The organism is Pseudarthrobacter sp. Hb11 (assembly GCF_059383655.1).
Genome location: NZ_JBWZCM010000004.1, coordinates 1 through 21146, shown reverse-complemented (window position 1 = coordinate 21146; position 21146 = coordinate 1). Strand labels below are relative to the sequence as shown.

Genomic DNA, 21146 nt, shown 5'->3' with positions numbered 1-21146 from the left:
AGGGGCCGCTGCGCCGGCTTGGAATCGGTTGCGGGGGTTTGCGAAGCGGCCACGGCTATGGCCTCAATTCGATGACCGTCTTGCCGATTCTCACGGGTACGCCAAGCTCAACGGGCAGGGCACGGGTAAGCTGCTGGTCCGCCAGATAAGTGCCGTTGGTTGAACCAAGGTCCTCGATGAACCAGCGGGTGCCCTGCGGGAACAGCCTCGCGTGACGGCCGGAGGCGTAGTCATCCTCCAGGACCAGGGTGGCCTCCTGGGCACGGCCCAGCAGGATGGGGCTTGCGGCCAAGGGGAGTGTCCGTCCCTTGAGCGGGCCTTCGATAACGGCCAGTTGCCGGGCCTGCTGCTTCACGGGCTGCGGCGGCTCTTCGGCAAGCTCGGGATTCTTGCGGACCTGCCGGGCTGTTGGCGCGCCGGCGGCGGCCTTGCGGCCCACCATGAGGTCGCGCCTCATTGCGGAAACGATGCTGAAGATCAGCACCCAGAGCAGGAGCAGGAAGCCGAAGCGCAGGGCGGTGATGGTCAGTTCACTCATGCGTGGCCGCCAGGGCCGGCAGGAAGCAGGCGGAAAATGATCTTTGTCCGTCCCATCGTGATTGTGGAGCCGTCAGTGAGTTCGGTGCTTCCGGAAACCTTGTGTCCGTTCACGTAACTCCCATTGGTGGAACCCATGTCCACTGCGCTGGTGACGCCGTTGGCGGTCCGAATCTCGAGGTGCCGGCGGGAAACGCCCGTGTCCTCCACCAGGATGTCCGCTTCGGAGGACCTGCCCAGCACGATGGACGGGGCGTTGAGTGAATACCGCTGACCGTCGATGTCCAGGATGGGCTGCAGGCGGACGGGCTGACGGCTGGGAGCGGCAGGAAGGTTGGGCCGGGGCGGAGCACCGCTGGGAGCGCCCTTGGATTTCTCCGTTGAGGAGAGGATCTCGAAGTCACCCGCCCGCAGTTCCGCATCACGCCGGAAGGAGATCCGCACCGAACCCTGCAGGGTGTAGCCCTGGCCGCGGACATGGTTGATGACCACGTCGCAGAGTTCTTCGGCCAGCGGTGTGCCCCATTCCTGGGCCCGTTTGAAGTCCTCATCGCTGAGTTGGACATCAAAAACGTTGGGCACCAAGGTGCGGCCCGCGGCAACGGTAAGGGACCTGTGGTCTACTTCCCGGCGCAGCCTGCTGGCGATCTCCACGGGTTCAACCTGGTTGCGCGAGCCGGTGGAGAAGACACCCCGGACGGCCTTTTCGATGCCGCGCTCGACTTTGTCCAGCAGACCCATGGTTCTTCTCCTTTCCCCCCGGCTGCGGGGCAGTTTTCGTTCCGTAAGTTCACTTGCGGTGATGTTCTTAAGCCGCCGGTGTGCCTGCGTGCTGCAGTCACTCCTACATCAGATACTACTGGGCAGGCCTGTGAATGACCTTAATCCACAACGGCCGGGCGCTGGCAAAAGTTCGGTACCGGGCTGACCGCGGCGCCGGGCCGCCTGGGGTTTGAGCCGTCTCGCGGGTCGGTCCCTGCCCTGGTTTCGATGGCGCTTGGCAGGGCCTTGGGACCTCAATTGGTGTTTTCCGGCCAATGTCCGTTATGCTTGATCTCGCTGCTTTTACAGGGTTGCGGTTCGGGAAACCGGCCGGGATTCGGTGAAGGAAGTTGCGCGCGAGTGGCGGAACGGCAGACGCGCTGGCTTCAGGTGCCAGTATCCGAAAGGGTGTGGGGGTTCAAATCCCCCCTCGCGCACGCAACGAAGAGCCCCGGTCAACAGACCGGGGCTCTTTTGCTTTTTGTCCTTAGGGCTCCACAGGTGTCAGTACCGAACCGTTGTCAGCAAAGGCTCGCAGATTCGCGAGGGTCAGGTCCGCCATGGCTGCCCGTGTTTCGTGGGTGCCGCTGCCGAGGTGCGGCAGGAGGACTACGTTGTCCAGGGCCAGGAGGTCTTCGGGAACCTTGGGTTCGTCGGCGAAGACATCAAGTCCGGCGCCGGCCAGTTTCCCCGCGAGCAGTGCGGCCACCAGGGCTTCTTCATCCACCACTGACCCGCGGGCGATGTTGATGAGGTAGCCCCTGGGTCCAAGGGCAGCGATCACCTCCGCATCCACCAGCTTCGCGGAGCCTGCGCCGCCTGCCGCTGCAACGATCAGCACGTCACAACCAGCCGCCAGGTCGCGGGGTGAGGGTTCGTACCGGTAGCTGACGCCCGTCACCGGGTGCCGGCTGTGATAGCTGATTTCGCAGTCAAACCCCTCCAGCCTCCTGGCAATGACCTTTCCGATCCTGCCCAGTCCGAGGATGCCTACCTTTTTGCCGCTGGCCTTGGTGGCCAGGGGGAAGTTGCCTTTGCTCAGCCAGTCACCCCGCCGAACGAATCGGTCCGAGGCGCTGATTCCCCGCAGCACATCGACGTAGAGGGCAATGGCCGTATCCGCAACACAGTCGTTGAGGACATCCGGTGTGTTGCTGACGGTGATGCCACGCTCAAACGCCTGGGCGGCGTCGGTGGTGTCGTAGCCCACGCCGAAGTTGATGACCGCGCGGAGGTTGGGCAGCGCCTGCATCAGTTCAGTGCCGACGCCCACCTTGCCGGACGTCACCGCAACCTCAAAGGACCCGCCGCGGCTGCGCAGGAACTCCTCCCGCTCCGCAGGCGGATCGGGCAGCCGGACAGCACCGTATTCCTCCGTTATCGATTCCTGGACGATCGGCATAAGTGGCCCTACCTGGAGGACGGCGATGTTCTTCATAGCTGCACCATAGGTTTCGGCACTCATACAGGTCCAACTTGGAATTGGCATAGTTCGATGCCGGAACTGTATCGATCCGGCCGATTCCGCGGACTGGCGCGGAATACCGTTCCAAGTGAGGACCGTCACAGGGCCGCCGGCAGGCTCCCGCGCCCCTTCATCCGGTTGGCGGGCCGCCCAAATTCCTTGTGGACCCCTGGTACCTCAATTAGCTTGAGTCCAGCGCGGCGGCCTTACAGCCCTTGTTATCGGTGTTCTGCACTGGTACACGAGCGTCCCGCTGCCGTAAGTATCGATCTGGAGGAACCCAAAGATGTCTTCTTCAAAGCTTCCCTTTGCCACCGTGCTCAAGTGGCCAGCCCTGGCGTCCGTCGCGGTGCTGAGCCTGAGCGGCTGCACCGTTGCCAACACGGACGACGGCGGTGCTGCCGCCGCCACCGATTCGGTCCGCGTAGTCCTTAGCCAGGAACCACCCACGCTGGAGGCGTGTGAATCGAACCTGACCTCCACCGGTGTTGTGGTCCGTTCGAACGTGACCGAGCCGCTGATTGAACGCAACCCGCAAAGCGGCGAACTGGAGCCCAAGCTCGCTACCGAGTGGAAGGCCACCAGCGACACGGAATGGACGCTCAAGCTGCGCGAAGGCGTGAACTTCCAGGACGGCACTCCCTTCAATGCCGAGGCAGCTGCCTTCACCATCGAACGGGCCGTCAACTCAAAGCTGGGCTGCAACGTTGAGGGCTACGTCTTCGGTGATGCTGACCTCGCCGTGAAGGCCGTCGACGCAACCACCCTTACTGTCACCACGCCCGAACCGGATCCCATCCTGCCGCTGCGGCTTTCCTTCCTTGAAGTGGTCCCGACGTCGACGAGCAGCACGGAAAAGGTCCGGGAACCCATCGGCACCGGCCCGTACAAAATCGATACCTGGGATGCCGGCCAGAAGATCACCCTGTCCAGCTGGGACGGTTACTGGGGTGACAAGCCGGCGTACGCCAAGGCTGAATACCAGTGGCGCTCCGAAAGCTCCGTGCGTGCCGCGATGGTCACCAGCGGTGAAGCGGACGTGGCCATGGGACTGAGCCCGGACGACAACATCGGCGACCTCGGCGTGGACTACCCGAACAACGAAACCGTGGCCCTGCGGATGGACGCGAATGAGGCACCGCTTAACGACATCCGGGTCCGCCAGGCAGTCAACTTCGCCATCGATAAAGAAGGAATTGTCAGCTCGCTCTACCAGGGCAAGCACCAGGTGGCCGCGCAGCTGGTTCCTGAAGGAATTGTCGGCCACAACTCCGAGCTGAAGGGCTGGCCGTTCGACCTGGACAAGGCCAAGTCCCTGGTGGCTGAAGCGAAGTCCGACGGCGTGGACACTTCCGCGCAGATTTCATTGGTTGTCCGCAGCGCCCAGTTCCCCAAAATCACCGAACTGGCCCAGGTGCTCCAGGAGCAGCTCAGCCAGGCAGGCCTGAACGTCAAGCTCAAGATGCTCGAAACCAGCCAGCACCTGACCTACCAGGTCCGGCCGTTCCCGGAGGATGAAGGAGCTGTCGCCCTGATGACGCAGCACGGCAACCAGGCCGGCGACGCGGCGTTCACCGTGGACCAGTACATGCTGTCCACCGGAGCACAGAGCTACTTCGGCACCCCCGTGTTCGACGCCATGATCAAGAAGGCCGACGCCGCCTCGGGTGACGAACGCAAGAAGGAATTCGAGAACATCTTTGCGTACCAGAACGACAAGGTGGTGCAGTTCGCGCACATCTCACACCAGACGGGCATCCTCGGCCTTGCCAAGTCCCTGAGCTACAAGCCCAACTCGTCCAGCGGTGACGAGCTGCGCATCTCGGAAATGACGCCGGCAAGCTAGCCCGGGCCTCAGGAAGAGAAGGACAGCCATGCTGATCTACTTGAGAAAGCGCATCGTTTCCAGCGCCCTGCCGCTGGTGGTGGTGATCGTGGGGGTGTTCGCACTGGCCAGGATGACCGGAAACCCGGCCAGCCTGTACCTGCCACTGAACGCAACCCAGCAGATGCGGGACGACTTCACGGCCCGCAACGGCCTGGACCAGCCCCTGCTGGTCCAGATGGCGGACTACTTCGGCGGCGTGCTGCGGCTGGACTTCGGGCAGTCGCTCCGCACGGGGCAGGACGCCGCCGCGATGGCACTGCGCGCCTTCCCCGCAACGCTGCAGCTTGCGGCCACCACCATGGTGCTGGCCGTGGTGCTCGCCCTGGTGGTGGGCTGCTGGGCGGCTCTGAAGCCGAACGGCATCGCGGACCGCATCTCAAGTTTCATCTCCATGGCTGCCGCTTCCATTCCCGACTTTTGGCTGGCCATCGTGGGCATCTGGATTTTTGCCATCACCTTGGGCTGGCTGCCGACATCCGGTGTGTCGGGAGCCAGCGCCTGGGTGCTGCCCATCGCCACCCTGCTCCTGCGGCCGTTCGGCGTGCTGGTGCAGATCGTCCGCGGCTCCATGGTGTCCGCGCTCTCCGAGCCATATATCAAGCTGGCGAGGAGCCGCGGCGCCGGCGAGCTGCGGGTGGTCACCCACCACGCACTGCGCAACGCTGCGGCGCCGGCGCTGACCGTCGCCGGCGACCTGACCGTGGGCCTGGTTAACGGCGCGGTGGTGGTGGAAACGATCTTCGGCTGGCCGGGCATCGGAAAGCTCATGATCGACTCCATCCTGCAGCGGGACTTCGCCGTCCTGCAGGCAGCGGTGCTGCTTACCGCCGTCGCCATCTTTGCCCTGAACATCCTCATTGACATGGGCTACGCGCTGCTGGACGCACGCGTCCGTCCCGTGACGGTCAAGGCCTAGGAGTAACCATGACGAGCTCACTGACAGATGGCGCGGCACCGCAGCCGCCGGCCGCCCAACCGCCCACCAAAAACACTGAGGACACCAAGGGTGGAAAGCCGGGCCTGTTCCGGCTCCTGCTCAAGGACCGCTTTGCAGCGGCCTCGGCGCTGGTCCTGCTCTTTGTCGGCCTGACCGCTCTGGTGGGTCCGGCGCTGATGGGGGACCTGGCCACCAAGCAGAACCTGCTGTTCGCCAACAAGGCACCGTTCACGCTGGCGCACGGCTGGGAGTACTTCCTGGGCAGCGATTCCTTGGGCCGCAGCATGCTGGCACGGCTGGTGGTGGCCAGCCGAACCACCCTCTCCGTCGCCCTCCCGGCCGTGGCCGTGGCCCTGGTGATCGGCTCCCTGTGGGGCGTTTGGGCCGGCTACCACCGCGGCTGGCGGGAGAACGTCTCGATGCGCATCGCCGATGTGATCATGAGCTTCCCCTCCCTGCTGCTTGCCGTCGTTGTGCTTTACGTCTTCAGCCCCTCCGCTGCGAACATCGTCCTGATCCTGGCCCTCACCCGCATCCCGATCTACCTGCGCACCGCACGCGCCGAGTCCGCCGAGCTGCAAAGCCGGACGTTCGTGGACGCGGCCCGCACCTTCGGTGCGAAGCCCAACGCCATCATCGGGCGGCACGTCATTCCGGTGGTGCTGCCGACGTTGCTCACCCTGGCAACCCTTGAGTTCTGCTACGTGATGCTCGCAGAGTCCTCGCTCAGCTTCCTGGGCATCGGCATCCAGCCCCCGGACGTCAGCTGGGGCCTGATGGTCTCGCAGGGCCGCCAGTACCTGCAGACCGCATGGTGGCTGTCCATCTTCCCGGGCGTGGCAATCGTTGTGACCACCATCGCCGCCAACGTCCTCGCCGCCTGGCTGCGCATTGCCACCGATCCCGCGCAGCGCTGGCGCCTTGCACTTCCCCGTAAGCGGCTGATCGCCCGCATCCCAGCGAAGGAGGCACAGCCGTGAAAACAGCTGCCGAACAAGCTCCCGCCACAGCAGCAGCCCGCGCCGGAACATCGGCCGCCCAGGCCAAAGCCCACGACGTCGTCCTGCAGGTCCGCGATCTTGCCGTGGACATCCGCACCCACCGCGGCACCATCCGCGCCGTCAACAGCGTGGCGTTCGAGGCCCGGGCCGGCGAAACCCTGGCGCTGCTCGGTGAATCCGGCTGCGGCAAATCCATGACCGCCAAAGCCCTGGCCGGGATCATGGACCCGGTCTGCGACCTCGCCGACGGACAAATCGTCCTCAACGGCACCGACCTTGCGGCACTCACTCCCAAGGAACGGCTGAAGTTCGCCGGGCCGGAACTGGGCATCGTCTTCCAGGACGCGCTCACAGCACTGAACCCCGTATATACAGTCGGGACGCAGCTGGGTGAGGCCTTCCGCATCCACCGCGGGCTGAATGCCAAGCAGGCACGGCTCGAGGCGATCGACCTGATGAAGCGGGTGGGTATTCCGGAGCCTGAGTCCCGGGTCAACTCCTACCCCCACCAGTTTTCCGGCGGTATGCGCCAGCGGATCCTCATCGCCATGGCCGTGGCCCTCAATCCGCGGCTCCTGATCGCGGACGAACCCACGACAGCCCTGGACGTCACCGTCCAGGCACAGATCATGCAGCTGCTGCGCACGCTCCGCGAGGAGGGCCAGATGGCGGTCATCCTCATTACCCACGACCTCGCTGTGGTGGCGGAGGAGGCTGATTCCGTCGCTGTGATGTACGCCGGCAACGTGGTGGAGAGCGGGCCGGTGGCCGAAGTGTTCGCCGACCCCCGCCATCCCTATACAAAGGGGCTGCTCGAATCCGTACCCGTCCACTTGGAACGCGGTGCCGAGCTGAAATCGATTCCCGGCAGCCCGCCGGAGCTCCACGACATCCCACCCGGCTGCGTCTACCAGTCGCGGTGCCCTATGGTGCAGGCTATCTGCCGGGCTGAGCGCCCGGCGCTCCGCCCCGTGGCCCGGCCTGCCTCTGGCGCGAGCGTTGTGGCCGGTGCCAGAGTTGCACCCGCCCAGGATAGCCAGGCGGTTACGCCCACCAGCGCGGAGGGACGGCCAGTTCGCGCCGCAGCCTGCCACTTCAGCGAGGAGATTAACAATGGCTGAGCCGCTATTAACCATTGAGGGCCTGACCAAAACGTTCCACGTGGCCAAAAGCGCCAGCGGCAACACCAAGCTCAAAGCCCTGGACGGGATCAGCCTGACCGTGGGCCGCGGGGAAACCCTGGGCCTGGTGGGTGAATCCGGGTGCGGCAAGTCCACGCTGGCCCGCACGCTGATGATGCTGGAAACCCCGGATGAGGGAACCGTCAGCTTCGAGGGGACCAACCCCTTCGGACTGCGCGGCAAGGAGCTTCTGGGCTGGCGGCGGCGGGTGCAGATGGTTTTCCAGGACCCGTTCGCGTCCCTGAACGCGCGGATGAGCGCCGGCGACATCATCGCCGAGCCGTGGGCCACTCACCGCAACCTGTACCCGACGTCCAAGGAGCGCCAGGAGAGAGTCAGCGAGCTGCTCCAGATGGTGGGCCTGCGCGCGTCCGATGCCCGGAAGTCGCCGCAGGAGTTCTCCGGCGGCCAGCGCCAGCGGATCGGTATCGCGCGCGCCCTGGCCCTGAACCCGGACGTCATCATTCTCGATGAACCGGTGTCCGCCCTGGACCTGTCGGTCCAGGCGCAGGTCCTGAACCTGCTCAATGAGCTGCAGCGGGAACTCGGTGTCTCCTATATCTTTATCTCCCACGACCTCACGGTGGTCCGGCACGTGGCGGACCGGGTGGCAGTGATGTACCTGGGCAGGATCATCGAAATGGGGGAGACCGAGGAGGTCTTCGACCATCCCCGCCACCCCTATACCGCCGCCCTGATGTCGGCGTCCCCGAAGCTGGACGTCAGCGGGGCCAAGCGCGACCGGATTGTCCTCAAAGGCGAGCTGCCCTCACCGTTGGATCCGCCGTCGGGCTGCCGTTTCCGCACCCGCTGCTGGAAGGCACAGGATATCTGCGCCGAAGTATCGCCGGAACCCCAGGTCATCACCGCCCCCGACGGCAGGCGGCACAGCGCGGAATGCCACTTCCCGCTTGACTCCGTCAAGGGCCTGACCGGCGCTGCTGCCAGCGCCTTGTGACAGGCGCAGAATACGCCGTCATAGCCGGAATAATCTTCCTGGCCGCCTGCCTGCAGGCATCCAGCGGCTTCGGCATGGGAATGCTGGCAGCGCCGGTGATCGCCATCATCGACCCGGCGCTGCTGCCGGCCACCCTGATCCTCCTGGCCCTGCTGGTCACGGTGATGGTCACCGTGACGGAGCGCCAGAGCCTGGATCTGCGCGGGACAGGCTGGGCGCTCGCAGGGAGGCTTCCCGGCAGCATCGTGGGTGCGTGGCTGGTGGCGGTGTCTTCAAAGGAAGGCCTGGCCTGGGTGGTGGTGGCCGTGGTGCTCACGGGCCTGGTCCTGGCCGGCAGGGGCTGGGCGCCCCGGCCCCGGCGCGTGAACCTGATCGCCGCCGGCGCCGCCTCCGGAATCATGGGAACGGCAACGTCCATCGGCGGCCCGCCCATGGCACTCGTCTGGCAGGGGCATGAGGGGCCACGCCTGCGGGGCACCATGAGCGCCTTCTTTATGGTGGGCTCAATTATCTCAATGACATTGTTGTGGCTGGCCGGTGCGGTCACCTCGCACATGCTGGTCCTGGCGCTGTGGATGGTTCCGGCCGTTGTTGCCGGCTACGCTGCCTCGCGCTACGTCAACCGCTTCCTCAATCCGCGACGGCTCAGGGCGCTGGCCCTCGGCGCTTCCGCGCTGGGGAGCGTTCTGCTGATTCTGCAGTTGCTTCTGGCAGCCTAAGCATCCGGACGCCGGACCAGGTTGCTGAGCGCCAGGCCGCGGGCCAGGCGGTCGATGTTGGCGGCGATGTCGCCAGCACGGCGCTCAAAGGTGATCCGGGCGTGGCCGGAGTGGTGCGGCGTCAGCACGGTGTTCTCCAGCGAGGTGAAAGGAAGCTCCGCCGGGGGGATCACGCCGTCGGCAGGTGCTCCCCACCAGACGTCGATGCCCGCCCCCGCGATCTGCCGGTCCTTCAAGGCCGCATAGAGGGCGGCCTGGTCCACCACTGGCCCGCGTGCCACATTGATCAGCACGGCCGAGGTTCTCATGGCAGCCAGTTCGGCTTCCCCGATCATTCCCCTGGTGTCCTCATCCAGCGGCACGGTGACCACCACAACGTCGGAACCGGCCAGGAGCGTGTGCAGCTCTAGGTTCCCGCCCACCCAGTCCAGGTGTACCCCCTCGGGAAGGGCTGCAGCGGGGTTCCGCCGGACGGCATGGACTTTCATTCCCATCAGGGCGGCCACCCGGGCCACCTCCCCGCCGATGGAGCCGAGGCCCACCAGCCCCAGGGTGAGGTCGGCGAGGACGGGGTGGAAGGGGACGTCCGGAGCTGTGGCAATGGTCCGCCACTGCCCGCTGCGTACCTCCCGGTCCGCCCTGGCGACGTTGCGGGTCAGCATCAGGGTGAGCATCAGGACGTGTTCGGCGATGGGGCGGGCGTGGTGGAATGTGTTGGCCACCGCGGCTGCGGGCGGCAGGTGGTGGAGGGCGATCTTGTCGTAGCCGGCGCCGGTGACGTGGACCAGGCGGAGGTTGCCGGCAGCCTCCGCTTCCGCGGCGGGAAGGGAAGAGCAGACGACGACGTCGGCACCCGCCAGTGCGCGGCGTCGCCGTTCAGGGGACCAAGCCGCCGCCATGTCCCACTGGTGCGCGCCGCCGTCGTACTTCAACTTGTCCTCAAACCGGCTGATGATGGGATCGGTGACGACGATCCGCAGGGCTTCCGGATTCCTGGGGGCGTCGGAGCTCACCAGCGGGGACTCTGGAGCTCGTAGCCCGGGTGGAGGCGCTGCATGTAGCCGGTGTCATCGCGGCTGCGGATCCCGCATTCGAGGTACTGCCGGTGGAGCCGTTCCAGGGCATCACGGTCTATCTCGACGCCGAGGCCGGGCGCGGTGGGGACCTGGACGGCCCCGTCCTTGAAGGCCAGCACGCCGTCCTTGATGACGTCCTCGGCAGGGTCCTTCCAGGGCCAGTGGGTGTCGCACGCGTAGTCGAGGTTGGGGGTGGCCGCCGCGAGGTGGACCATGGCAGCCAGGCTGATGCCCAGGTGCGAATTCGAGTGCATGGACAGGCCCAGGCTGAAGGTCTCTGTGATTCCGGCAAGGAACTGGCTGCGGCGCAGGCCGCCCCAGAAGTGATGATCGGACAGGATGACGTCCACGGCGCCGGCTGCAACGGCAGGGGCAACATCGGCGAAACTGACAACGCACATGTTCGTGGCCAGCGGCATCCCGACCTGCCGGCGGACGGCAGCCATGCCCTCGATGCCCGGCGTGGGATCCTCAAGGTACTCCAGCACGCCATCGAGTTCCTTGCCCACCCGGATGGAGGTTTCCACTGTCCATGCGGCGTTGGGGTCGATGCGCAGGGGCAGGTCAGGGAACTCGTCACGGAGGGCCTGGATGGCGGCGATCTCCTCTTCCGGCGGGAAGACGCCGGCCTTCAGCTTGAGCGCACCGAACCCGTAGTGGTCCACCATGGTCCGGGCCTGCCGGACGATCCCGGCCGGGTCCAGTGCTTCGCCCCAGGTGTCCGCGGCCTGGCCGGGGTGGCCCGCCCACTTATAGAACAGGTAGCCGCTGAACTGCACGGCGTCCCGGACGGCGCCGCCGAGGAGGTCGCTGACCGGCCGGCCCAGAAGCTTGCCCTGAATGTCCAACGCCGCAACGTCAAAGGCGGACAGCACACGGTCCGCGGTGCTGGAGCCGGTGACCATGCCGCTCATGCCGTGGCCGCCCTGGATGGTGTCCTGCCGAAGGGCTTGTTCTATGGCACCGCGCATGGAGTTGATGTTGAAGATGTCAGTACCGGGCAGGGCAGCCGCGGCCAGCTGGAGCCGGGCGATGTGGCCGGCATCCCCGTAGGTTTCACCGAAGCCCGAGACGCCGGCGTCGGTGTGGACTTCCACGATGGCGCGCAGCGCGAACGGCTCGTGCACGCCCACGGTATTAAGGAGCGGGGGATCCTTGAAGGCTACCGGCGTGACGGTGACGCCGGTGATCCGTGCCTGGTTGAGGTGGGCTTCATGAGGGTGGCCTGCGGGCTGGTCGTTCATCAGTGTCCTCGTCGACGTCGGTGCGGGCTGGCTTGCTAATTGTGGTCCTGGTCACTGACCATATGGGAAGGGATCAATACACGTCCAAGCCAACTTCTGCACTCAACCATCCAGTAAAGGTATGAATGTTTTCGCTACCCCAGTTAGAGGCGTTTGTGGCCGTTGCCGAGGAGCTTCATTTCGGTGCCGCTGCTGAGCGGCTGAACATGACGCAGCCGCCCCTGAGCCGGCAGATCCAGATGCTTGAGAAGAAGCTGGGCACGCTGCTCTTTAGCCGGACCAGCCGGAAGGTGGAGCTGACGGCCGCCGGCGCCACGCTGTTGCCGCGGGCGCGGCAGATCCTGGACATGTGTATTAAGACGGACATGGACGTCCGCCGGGTCTCGTCGGGCCATGCGGGCACCATCACGGTGGGGTACACCGCCATTGCCGGCCAGAGTGCACTGCCGATGATGCTGCGGCGGGCGGCGGAGGGGATGCCGGGGGTTTCCTTTGTTCTGCGCGAGCTGGTTTCCACCGACCAGATGGATGGCCTGGTGAAGGGGAGCGTGGATATTGGCCTGCTGCGTCCCATCGTGGCGCGGCCGGGGGTGGTTTCGCGGCCGCTGATGCAGGACCGCCTGGTGGTGGCGCTGCCGGAGGGCAGCTCCATCCTGGGGAGTTCTGTGCCGCCCGCGGGGGAGCCGTTGCCCCTGGGTTCACTGGACCGGCGGCCGCTGCTGATGTACTCCACCAAGGAGGCCCGCTACTTCCACGACCTGGTGCTCCGCCTGTTTGCCAGCGCCGGCGCCCACGCCAACATCACCCAGTACGCCAGCCAGGTCCCGGCGCTGCTGGCGTTTGTGCAGGCGGGCCTTGGGGTGACGCTGGTGCCGGCCTCAGCCATGGCCTTCGCCCCGCCGGGAGTGGAGTTCCACGAGATCGACGGCCGGCACGGCATGCAGGAGCTGAACCGCGTGGACCTGGAGCTCGCCTGGAACGAGGAAACGGACAATCCGGCGGTGCTGAGGCTCCTGCACCTTATTGAGCCGGCACTGGTGGAGGCGGAGCAGGTATGAGCTAGGAACCTGCTGGGGTTACGGGCGCCCTGGTTACGGGCGCGCGGAAGCCTTGAACCGGCGTCGTGAGTTGGCCAGGTGGCTGCGCATGGCAGCCGCCGCGGCAGCCTCGTCACCGTCCGCGATGGCGTCGGAGATGGAGCGGTGTTCCTGGACCACCTGGTCGAAGTGGTCGCGTGCGTAGTGTTCGACGCCGGTCATCAACCGGGTGCGCGGCATGGCGATCATGGTCTGGCCCAGGGCGGCCAGGCAGTCGGAGTAGAAGGGGTTGCCGGAGGCGGCGGCCACGGCCCGGTGGAACTCGAAGTCGGACTTCATGGCGTGCGCCGGGTGCCCGGCGCTCGCCGTGAACTCGTCGAGGGCGGCGGTGACGGCCCGCAGCTGGCGCTCGGTATGGTTCCTTGCCGCCAGTGCTGCGGCCTCGGTTTCCACTCCCATGCGGAACTCGAGCAGGTGGAGCCGGTCCTCCATCGTGGCCACGGGACGGGCCCCGGGTGCTGCCTGGGGCCCGTCCGACGGCGGGGTGAGGGCGAAGCTGCCGCGCCCTCGTTCGGTTTCCACAAGTCCCTCGGCCTGGAGCCGGGTGAGCGCGGCCCGGACAACGGTCCGGCTGACGCCGAAATCGTTGATGAGCGTGTTTTCGCTCGGAAGCTTCTCTCCCGGCTGGATGGCGCCGTCGACGATGCGGGTGCGAAGGTCAGCGGCGAGGTCCGCGGTGAGGTTCCGGCTCATGGCTTCAAGATTACGGCTTCATTGTTATGGCTTGCGTTATGGCTTCCGGGTTAGGCGCCGAACTCCACCGAGTCGGTGGTCCAGGCGCGGGCCTGGTCGCTAAGGGTGACGCCGAGGCCGGGGCGGTCCGGGACCACCATGCGGCCGTCCTTGGTTTCGAGGCGCTCGTTGAACAGGGGGTCGAGCCAATCGAAGTGCTCGACCCACGGCTCGCGCGGGTAGGCGGCGGCCAGGTGCAGGTGGATTTCCATGGCGAAGTGCGGGGCGAGGCCCAGGCCGCGTTCGTCGGCCAGGGCGGCGAGGCGGAGGAACTGGGTGATGCCGCCGACGCGCGGTGCGTCCGGTTGGATGATGTCGCAGCCGTTGGCGCTGATAAGGCCCTTGTGCTCGGCCACGGAAGCAAGCATTTCACCGGTGGCAATGGGGGTGTCCAAAACGTTGGCCAGATGCGCGTGGCCCTCAAAGTCGTAGGCGTCCAGGGGTTCTTCGATCCAGATGAGGTTGAATTCCTCCAGTTGGCGGCCCATCCGCAGGGCGGTGGCGCGGTCCCACTGCTGGTTGGCGTCCACCATGAGCGGAACGTCCCAGCCGATGTGTTCGCGGATGCCGGCGACGCGCCGCAGGTCCTCTTTGCTGTCCGGGAGGCCTACCTTGATCTTGATGCCGCCGATGCCTTCTTCGATGGACTGAGTGGCGCGTGCCTTGACTTCCTCCAGGGTGGCGTTGAGGAAGCCGCCGGAGGTGTTGTAGGTCTGGACGGAATCGCGGTAGGAACCGAGGAACTTGGCCAGCGGCAGGCCGGCTCGCTTCGCTTTGAGGTCGTAGAGGGCGATGTCGATGGCGGCGAGGGCCTGGGTGGCGACGCCGGACCTGCCCACAGAGGCGCCTGCCCAGAGCAGCTTGGTGTAGATCTTGGCGATGTCGTTGGGGTCCTCGCCGATGATGCCCTCGGCCACTTCCTTGGCGTGGGCGTACTGAGCGGGACCACCGGCGCGCTTTGAGTAGCTGAAGCCGACGCCGGTGTGACCCAGTTCCGTGGTGATCTCTGCGAAGAGGAAGACTACTTCCGTCATGGGCTTTTGCCGGCCGGTGAAGACTTTAGCGTCGCTGATGGGAACGGCGAGGGGGAGCTTGGCGGTGGACAGTTTGACGTGCCGGATCAGATCGACGGTACTCATTGGTTCTCCTTTGGGCGGGCGCCGGGCTCCTTCGCCCGCCCTGTTAGGATACAAGTAAGGTACTTGTATTACAAGTGGCCCGTGGCCTAGCTGCTGCTGCCCCTTACTTCTTGGGCTGCTTCTTTGTTGGTCATCTTTTGGACCAGGGCGCGCAGGTCATCCAGATTGTGCGCGAACCGGTCCAGCTGATTCGTTGACCTGACACTGAATCTCCTGCGCGGAAGGTGTCAGGATGAGATCTATGACAGTCTCAAACGCGTGTCAGGAAACGGCGGCGCAAGTCCTACTCTGACAAGTTTTGAGTACTTGCCTGACGTCAGGTTGGGGTGTAGTTCAATCCGGAGCTTGAGGAATCAGGCTGCAGCGTAACGCCGGATCACCACCTGTTTCGTGGGCCTATGTGTGCGATGCAGACTGTCAGCAGGGCTGACAAATGCCTTAAGGGACCAGTTACTGCACACCTGTGCAGTAACTCCCTTAGAATGGTGTTCATGGCACAGTACGGACGCAGTCAGGCCCGCGTGACGCGGAGGGGATCGACGGATCCTCGGGCGGTCGCGTCGCAACGCCTTCTGGTGGAGGCGCTAACAAAGGTAGTGAAGGCTGAAGGCTTCGGTGCCGCTTCGGTGACCCGCATCGCGCTTGAGGCGGGGCTGAGCCGGAGCGGGTTCTATGAGCAGTTCGCCAGCGTTGAGGAGCTTGCGTTATTCATCCTCGATTACCTGGTCGCCGAGATTGCCGCCCTCGATATCGAGGCCAGGACCGTGCACGGCGCCGACGGGCAAGCCGTCTCCGAGTTCGCTCTCGAACTCATCCTCCAGACCGTCTTCGAGAACCGGGAACTCTACGAGCACCTGCTGCTCTCCGAGCACGCCGGCGGCACCGTGGCCAGAGCCATCCAAGGGTTCGCGCGGGGCTGCCGCCCGATCATGGCGATCGCCCGACCGCAATGGCCGGACGCGCGAATCGATCTCATGGCGAGCTCGTTCGCCGGGCTGATCGTGAGTGGAGTGATGCACGCCTTCAGGACAGGCCAACCCCACACCGCCTACGACCTTGCACGCGAACTCATCAGCTTCATGCCGCCGTGGCTCTTCGTTCCGGACGGCAGCGGACCCCCGGACTGAGCTGTTCTTGGGTTGAACCAACGCGACCCCAACCAGCTCGCCCTCACATCGGGCCGCGTAACTAATCCATACGGGGCCTACGGCAGGTGCCGGACCCGCGAACCTCGAAAAAAGCAGGAGTACCACCGCATGACCACAGTTACCAACAAACCAGACGTTTCCGGGGACGCCGTGCCAGACGATGCCCCGACGAAGAAGGCAGCGGGTGCGGTGAAGATCCGCCCGGGCGCTCTTGCCGAGTCCGGCGGCCCCACGCGGCGCCCTCCGTCCGCTGCGCACCTCTCGGACGAGCAGGTCGCCGAACTGGGCCGCGAGTTGGACGTTATCCGTGACGACATCCTCGCCAAGCGCGGTGCCTCCGATGCCGCGTACATCCGCCGCATGATTAAGATTCAGCGCGGCTTGGAGATCTCCGGTCGCGCCGCCCTGCTGGTCAGCAAGCACAAAGCCGCGTGGGTCACCGGCACCACCCTGTTGAGCATGGCCAAGATCCTCGAGAACATGGAAATCGGGCATAACGTGCTGCACGGCCAGTGGGACTGGATGCGGGACCCGGACATCCACTCCACCACCTGGGAGTGGGACTTCGTCACCCCCTCCCGTGCCTGGCAGCACACCCACAACGACTCGCACCACCGCTGGACCAACGTGGTGGGCAAAGACAACGACGTCGGATTCAACCTGCTGCGAATGGACCCTGAGCAGGAATGGACGCCGTTCAACCTGGGCAACCCGCTTTATAACGCGTTGCTGGCGCCGGTCTTCGAGTGGGGCATCGCTATCTACGATCTTGAGCTGACCGAATACAAGGAAGGCAAGAAGTCCAAGGAGGCCCTGGTCAAGGACCTCAAAGCCCTCGGGCGAAAGGCCCTCAAGCAGTTCACCAAGGACTATGCCGCGACCCCCGCCGTGGCCATGCTGACCGGCTCCGGCAAGCAGGCACTTTACGGCACACTGACGGCCAACGCCGTCCGCAATTTCTGGGCCCACGCCGTGATCTTCTGCGGCCACTTCCCCGAAGGCACGGACACCTTCACCGAAGAAATGGTGGAAGGCGAAACCCGCGGCGACTGGTACGTCCGCCAGATGATCGGCTCCGCCAACATCTCCGGGTCCAAATTCATGCATCTGATGACCGGCAACCTCTCACACCAGATCGAACACCACCTTTTCCCGGACCTGCCCTCCAACCGGTACGCAGAAATCGCGCCGAAGGTCCGCGAAATCTGCCAGCGCTACGGACTGATCTACACCACCGGCCCCATTTGGAAGCAGGTCGGCTCCACCTGGGCCAAGATCTGCAAGCTCGCACTGCCGCCCAAAACGAATTGACAGTACTGACATCCTGGCCTTCTTGTCATCGTCTCTTCTGTGTCTGTTCGATGCTCCAGGAGCCAGTGGTGGGGTTTCGAGCTTCATGGGTTTTGCCGCTACGGCAAGGCTCGGGAGTTCGCACAGTAACTTCGACTCCCGCTCATGTATAAACACCGTGCTGATTACGCGGCCGGAATTGGGTGGCGACTTTGACCCGTCCAGGGCTGGGGTCAATTCAGGTTATGCACGGCTGGAAGTGGGAGCATTGGGGTAGCTCCTTTGCAGCATTAGCGGTGGATAACTATGAGAATTGTCCGCGGCGGTGGGTGGCGGCAGCATACTTCTTCACGGTAGAGCGGAGAATCAGTTCCCACTGCTTCTGCAGTCCAGGCATGGGGATGTTTGTCAGGTCGGGGTGTGCCTAACCCGGTTACTGCATTTAAGCCCGGAGCCACTGGGCGTAGGGATGCGTGGCTTGTTCAGGGGAGGGTGCTGAATTTTTCGGCGTCGGTTTTGCTGCCTTGGACGATGATTTGGTCATCGTCGTAGAGGACGGTTTGGGCTGTGGTGTGCCCCCATGTTCCCCCTAGGCGTTTGAAGGCGACGATGGTGATGCCGTATTTGTCCCGTAGCCCGAGGATGCCCAGGGGTCGGTCCTGCGCTTCGGCCGGGGGAGTGGTGCGGACCATGACGAAGTCGTCTTCGAACTCGACGTAGTCAAGGATTCCGCCGCGGACCAGGTGCGCGACGCGTTTGCCCATGTCGTGTTCGGGGCGGATGACGTGGTTGACGCCGAGCTGGTCGAGGATTTCGGCGTGGGGTTCGGAGATGGCTTTGGCCCAGATCTGGGGTCCCTGAAATTTCAGGAGCCGGGAGGTGGTGAGGATGCTGGCCTCGATGTCCGTCCCGATGCCGACGACGGCGCGGTCGAACTCGTGGACGGAGAGTTGCCGGAGGACTTCTTCCTGGGTGGAGTCGGCCCTAACGACGTGGGTGAGGCGGCCGTTGAAGGACTGAACGATGCTTTCGTCCGTGTCGATGCCGAGAACTTCAGTGCCTTGGGCTTCGAGTTCAAGGGCCAGTGAGCCTCCGAAGCGTCCTAGCCCGATGACGGCGACTGAGTCTGCCTTGGCGAGCCGTTCGGGGGCGCGGGAGAAGAGTTTCTTAGCCAATGAGGGGCCTTTCCTTGGGGTATTCGAAGAGCACCGGGCGGGTGCGGACTGCGAGGGCCACGCCGAGGGTGACCGGGCCGAGCCGGCCGATGAACATCAGCAGGATCAGCACGACCTGCCCGGCAGGGGGCATGCCAGCGGTAATGCCGGTCGATAGGCCGACGGTCGCGAACGCTGAGATGACTTCGAACAGGATCCGTTCCTGCCCGAAGTCGGTGATGAGCATCAGGAACATGGTGGAACCGACGATGAGGGCGAGGGCCAGTAGGACGACGGTGATGGCTTGGCGGTGGACGGCCCGGGAGAGGCGTTTGCCGAAGATGTTGACTGCGGTGTCTCCGCGCAGTTCGGTGGTGAGGATGAAGAGCAGGACGGCGAACGTGGTGATTTTCAGGCCGCCGGCGGTGCCGGCGGGCCCGCCGCCGATGAGCATGAGGATGTCCATCCCGAGCCAGGAGACGGGGTGCATCTGGCCGATGTCGATACTGTTGAACCCTGCCGTGCGGGTGATGACGGACTGGAAAAACCCGGCCAGAACACGGTCGGCAGGGTGGAGGGCTCCCAGGGTTGCGGGGTTGGCCCATTCAACGGCTGTCAGGAACACCGTTCCGCTGGTCAAGAGGACTGCGGTGCCGGTCAGGACCAGTTTGGTGTTCATGCTCCAGTGCACCGGCGTCCGGTACCGGCGGCGCAGCTCGAACAGCACGGGGAAACCAAGGCCGCCAATGATCACCGCAAAGGCGATGGGCAGGCAGATCCAGGGGTCGCCGGCGAACCCTATGAGGTTGTCCGAATACAGGGCGAAACCGGCGTTGTTGAACGAGGACACCGAGTGGAAAAACCCGTGCCACAGGGCCTGTCCGAAGGGGTAGCCGTAGCCGGCCATAAAGCGGGCGGTGAGGATCGCGGTGAGAAGGAGTTCCACGATGGCGGTGATCGTCAAGACGCCGAGCAGGACCTTCGTGATGTCGCCGAAACCGGTGGCTTTGGTTTCGGTCGCTGTCGTCATTCGTGATCTCAGCCCCAGCCTCCGGGCCATGAGGACACCCAGGAGGGTGCCGAAGGACATCACACCGAAACCACCGACCTGGATCAGCGCCAGGATTACGACGTGTCCAAACCCGGTCCAGAACACCGGGGTATCCACCGTGATTAGCCCCGTCACGCACACCGAGGATGTCGCAGTAAACAGGGCTTCCAAAAAGCTCGCGCTGCCCGGGCTCTGTTTTGCTGCCGGCAGCATCAACAAACCGGTTCCTAGCGCCACGGCGGCGGCGAAGCCCAGCACGATGACCTGGGCGGGGTGCTTAGGCGAGAGCGCCTGAACTGCATCATTAGCCACCGACGACGAGGCCCGGAACGTCGCCAATACGAGCCCGGTCAGAGCAGAAATTCTTCGCTTTACAGCGGGCACGAAACGCATAGCGGTCACGCTACCACCGGGGAATGGAGCCACTTTGCACATACGGCACAGGTTGGCAGCTCTTGGTTTCGCAGTGGACTTGGGTTGAGGTCCCTTATTCTGGAGCCCGACAAGGCCCTCTGTGTCAGGTTGGGGGTGTGCCCAGTTCCTACGCAGCGAAACGGGTGCAAGGTGGCAGCAGTGTCAATAGCGACTGCGCCGCTGGCGGAGCACGTTGATACTGCAAGCGGGACCACCCGGACTTTAGCTGACTTCCGCTCTGCTAAAGACAGGCCAAGCTCCGCGTCTGCTTCACGCGCTGTCGAAACTTACCCTGCGTGTTTCTCGATGGCCCCTGGTCCTGGCTGTTAGAGCTGCTGGCGGGTTAGTGCCAGGATGCTTGCGGCTGTGGCGGCGGCGCCGCCGTGTTGGACGATGTGGGGTTTGCCCGGTACTTCAAGGAAGTGCCCATCCGGGGCGGTAGCGGCCAGTTTTTGGCACCAGAGCCGGGGTGCCACGGGATCCCGGGATCCGCGGATGACCAGAGTGGGTTGGTTTGCCAGGGCCAGTCGGGCGTTGAGGTCGTAGGTCATCATGACGGGGAGTTCGGTGAGGTACCAGCGCAGGCCGGACCGGGCATACTCGCGGAAGACGATGGCATTGCCAGCGGGGCTTTCGAGCAGTGAGTCAAGACCCAGGGACAGGCTCTGCTGAAGAACTGTTCGGCGGGTTGGGTCGACTACAGGTCCCAGGAGCACGAGGTGGGAGACCAAATCGGGGCGTTGAACGGCGAGCTCGGTCGCGAACTGTGTGCCCATCGAGTGCCCTATCAGCACCACGCGGGAGGCGCCCATTTTTTCAAGTGTCGCCGCGGTGTGGGCTGCGTAGTCGGCGATGGAGAGCTGCCGGGCCGGGGTGGGTGTTCCGCCGAAGCCGGGCAGGTCGATGGCGTGGGTTTTCCCGTGCCGGGACAGAAGGGCCTGGAGCCGGCGGTAGTAGCGGTGGGACATGCCGATGCCGTGCAGCAGCACAAAGACCGGACCCGGTGAATCCGGCGGGCCGGCCAGGGTGTGCACGTGGGAGGTCAAGGAGTTGGTGGTGACGATCCTGGGCGTGAGGCGCGGGCCCCTCCCGGGACCCAGCAGACGGTAAGGCACTGGTTGCAGACGGTAAGGCGTTGATTCAGTGTCGGGTTGTTGGTCGGTTGCGGCGTGCACCGGGTGTCCTATTCCTAAAGGGGTGGTTCGATTTGTTCGTTAGCCCAAGGTGGCGAGGGCAGCCGGGGCGGATTCGATGGTGACCCGTGTGTGCGCTTCCACGGATTTCACTTCTCCATCGATCTGGTATGGGATGGGTTTGAGGGTGGTGAAGGCGTAGTTGCTGACGCTGGGCTGG

19 protein-coding genes and 1 tRNA gene are annotated in these 21146 nt (G+C 64.8%); 10 read left to right on the top strand and 10 right to left on the bottom strand.

Annotated features, from left to right (window positions below):
- Positions 1-55 precede the first annotated feature (55 nt).
- Positions 56-538: an FHA domain-containing protein FhaB/FipA gene (locus tag AC50X7_RS08560; RefSeq protein ID WP_494978622.1), complete on the bottom strand. Its 483-nt coding sequence runs from the start codon at positions 536-538 to the stop codon at positions 56-58.
- On the bottom strand, positions 535-1278 hold the full coding sequence (locus AC50X7_RS08555) for an FHA domain-containing protein (RefSeq protein ID WP_494978621.1): 744 nt from the start codon (positions 1276-1278) through the stop codon (positions 535-537). The genes AC50X7_RS08560 and AC50X7_RS08555 overlap by 4 nt, the downstream gene beginning before the upstream one ends.
- A gap of 375 nt (positions 1279-1653) precedes the next feature.
- Here AC50X7_RS08555 and AC50X7_RS08550 point away from each other — a divergent pair.
- Positions 1654-1736 (top strand) — tRNA-Leu (locus AC50X7_RS08550).
- 50 nt (positions 1737-1786) lie between these two features.
- Here AC50X7_RS08550 and AC50X7_RS08545 read toward each other — a convergent pair.
- Positions 1787-2737, bottom strand: a complete 951-nt coding sequence (locus AC50X7_RS08545; RefSeq protein ID WP_494978620.1) for a 2-hydroxyacid dehydrogenase — start codon at positions 2735-2737, stop codon at positions 1787-1789.
- 313 nt (positions 2738-3050) lie between these two features.
- Between AC50X7_RS08545 and AC50X7_RS08540 the strand changes: the two genes are divergently transcribed.
- Genes AC50X7_RS08540 through AC50X7_RS08515 form a run of 6 tightly spaced genes read left to right on the top strand, consistent with a single transcriptional unit; the run spans position 3051 to position 9448 of the window.
- A complete protein-coding gene (locus AC50X7_RS08540) occupies positions 3051-4610 on the top strand; it encodes an ABC transporter substrate-binding protein (protein ID WP_494978619.1) in 1560 nt (519 codons plus the stop codon).
- A gap of 28 nt (positions 4611-4638) precedes the next feature.
- The gene (locus AC50X7_RS08535) at positions 4639-5568 is read left to right on the top strand and encodes an ABC transporter permease (RefSeq protein ID WP_214865474.1); all 930 of its coding nucleotides are present in this window, start codon (positions 4639-4641) and stop codon (positions 5566-5568) included.
- An 8-nt stretch (positions 5569-5576) separates the two neighbouring features.
- Entirely contained in the window at positions 5577-6569 is a 993-nt protein-coding gene (locus AC50X7_RS08530) for an ABC transporter permease (protein ID WP_494978618.1), read from the top strand.
- Positions 6566-7711, top strand: coding sequence for an ABC transporter ATP-binding protein (locus tag AC50X7_RS08525; protein ID WP_494978617.1), 1146 nt, complete (start codon positions 6566-6568; stop codon positions 7709-7711). Before AC50X7_RS08530 ends, AC50X7_RS08525 begins: the two co-directional genes overlap by 4 nt.
- Positions 7704-8729, top strand: coding sequence for an ABC transporter ATP-binding protein (locus AC50X7_RS08520; RefSeq protein ID WP_494978616.1), 1026 nt, complete (start codon positions 7704-7706; stop codon positions 8727-8729). The genes AC50X7_RS08525 and AC50X7_RS08520 overlap by 8 nt, the downstream gene beginning before the upstream one ends.
- Positions 8726-9448, top strand: a complete 723-nt coding sequence (locus tag AC50X7_RS08515; RefSeq protein WP_494978615.1) for a sulfite exporter TauE/SafE family protein — start codon at positions 8726-8728, stop codon at positions 9446-9448. The genes AC50X7_RS08520 and AC50X7_RS08515 overlap by 4 nt, the downstream gene beginning before the upstream one ends.
- Here AC50X7_RS08515 and AC50X7_RS08510 read toward each other — a convergent pair.
- Together AC50X7_RS08510 and AC50X7_RS08505 are read right to left on the bottom strand one after the other, a co-directional pair.
- Positions 9445-10461 (bottom strand): 2-hydroxyacid dehydrogenase, encoded by a 1017-nt coding sequence (locus AC50X7_RS08510; protein ID WP_494978614.1) that lies wholly within the window; start codon positions 10459-10461, stop codon positions 9445-9447. The genes AC50X7_RS08515 and AC50X7_RS08510 overlap by 4 nt on opposite strands.
- The gene (locus AC50X7_RS08505; RefSeq protein ID WP_494978613.1) at positions 10458-11768 is read right to left on the bottom strand and encodes a glucarate dehydratase family protein; all 1311 of its coding nucleotides are present in this window, start codon (positions 11766-11768) and stop codon (positions 10458-10460) included. The genes AC50X7_RS08510 and AC50X7_RS08505 overlap by 4 nt, the downstream gene beginning before the upstream one ends.
- 125 nt (positions 11769-11893) lie before the next feature.
- Between AC50X7_RS08505 and AC50X7_RS08500 the strand changes: the two genes are divergently transcribed.
- Complete coding sequence (locus tag AC50X7_RS08500) at positions 11894-12826, top strand: LysR substrate-binding domain-containing protein (RefSeq protein WP_494978612.1); 933 nt, start codon at positions 11894-11896, stop codon at positions 12824-12826.
- Positions 12827-12859: 33 nt separating this feature from the next.
- Here the strand turns inward: AC50X7_RS08500 and AC50X7_RS08495 are convergent, their stop codons facing one another.
- Together AC50X7_RS08495 and AC50X7_RS08490 are read right to left on the bottom strand one after the other, a co-directional pair.
- Positions 12860-13558 (bottom strand): FadR/GntR family transcriptional regulator, encoded by a 699-nt coding sequence (locus AC50X7_RS08495; RefSeq protein WP_494978611.1) that lies wholly within the window; start codon positions 13556-13558, stop codon positions 12860-12862.
- 50 nt (positions 13559-13608) lie between these two features.
- Positions 13609-14736: an L-talarate/galactarate dehydratase gene (locus AC50X7_RS08490; protein WP_494978610.1), complete on the bottom strand. Its 1128-nt coding sequence runs from the start codon at positions 14734-14736 to the stop codon at positions 13609-13611.
- Between the two features lie 575 nt (positions 14737-15311).
- Between AC50X7_RS08490 and AC50X7_RS08485 the strand changes: the two genes are divergently transcribed.
- Positions 15312-15863, top strand: coding sequence for a TetR/AcrR family transcriptional regulator (locus AC50X7_RS08485; RefSeq protein ID WP_494978609.1), 552 nt, complete (start codon positions 15312-15314; stop codon positions 15861-15863).
- Between the two features lie 129 nt (positions 15864-15992).
- Positions 15993-17195 carry a fatty acid desaturase family protein gene (locus AC50X7_RS08480; RefSeq protein WP_494978608.1) on the top strand — a complete coding sequence of 401 codons (1203 nt, stop codon included), beginning with the start codon at positions 15993-15995 and terminating at the stop codon, positions 17193-17195.
- Positions 17196-17656: 461 nt separating this feature from the next.
- Here AC50X7_RS08480 and AC50X7_RS08475 read toward each other — a convergent pair whose 3' ends face one another.
- The 3 genes from AC50X7_RS08475 to AC50X7_RS08465 all read right to left on the bottom strand — a co-directional run bounded on the left by AC50X7_RS08475 (position 17657) and on the right by AC50X7_RS08465 (position 20908).
- Positions 17657-18349, bottom strand: a complete 693-nt coding sequence (locus AC50X7_RS08475; protein ID WP_494978607.1) for a potassium channel family protein — start codon at positions 18347-18349, stop codon at positions 17657-17659.
- Positions 18342-19772 carry a TrkH family potassium uptake protein gene (locus AC50X7_RS08470; protein WP_494978606.1) on the bottom strand — a complete coding sequence of 477 codons (1431 nt, stop codon included), beginning with the start codon at positions 19770-19772 and terminating at the stop codon, positions 18342-18344. Before AC50X7_RS08470 ends, AC50X7_RS08475 begins: the two co-directional genes overlap by 8 nt.
- A 347-nt stretch (positions 19773-20119) precedes the next feature.
- Positions 20120-20908 carry an alpha/beta fold hydrolase gene (locus AC50X7_RS08465; protein WP_494978605.1) on the bottom strand — a complete coding sequence of 263 codons (789 nt, stop codon included), beginning with the start codon at positions 20906-20908 and terminating at the stop codon, positions 20120-20122.
- Between the last annotated feature and the right edge of the window lie 238 nt (positions 20909-21146).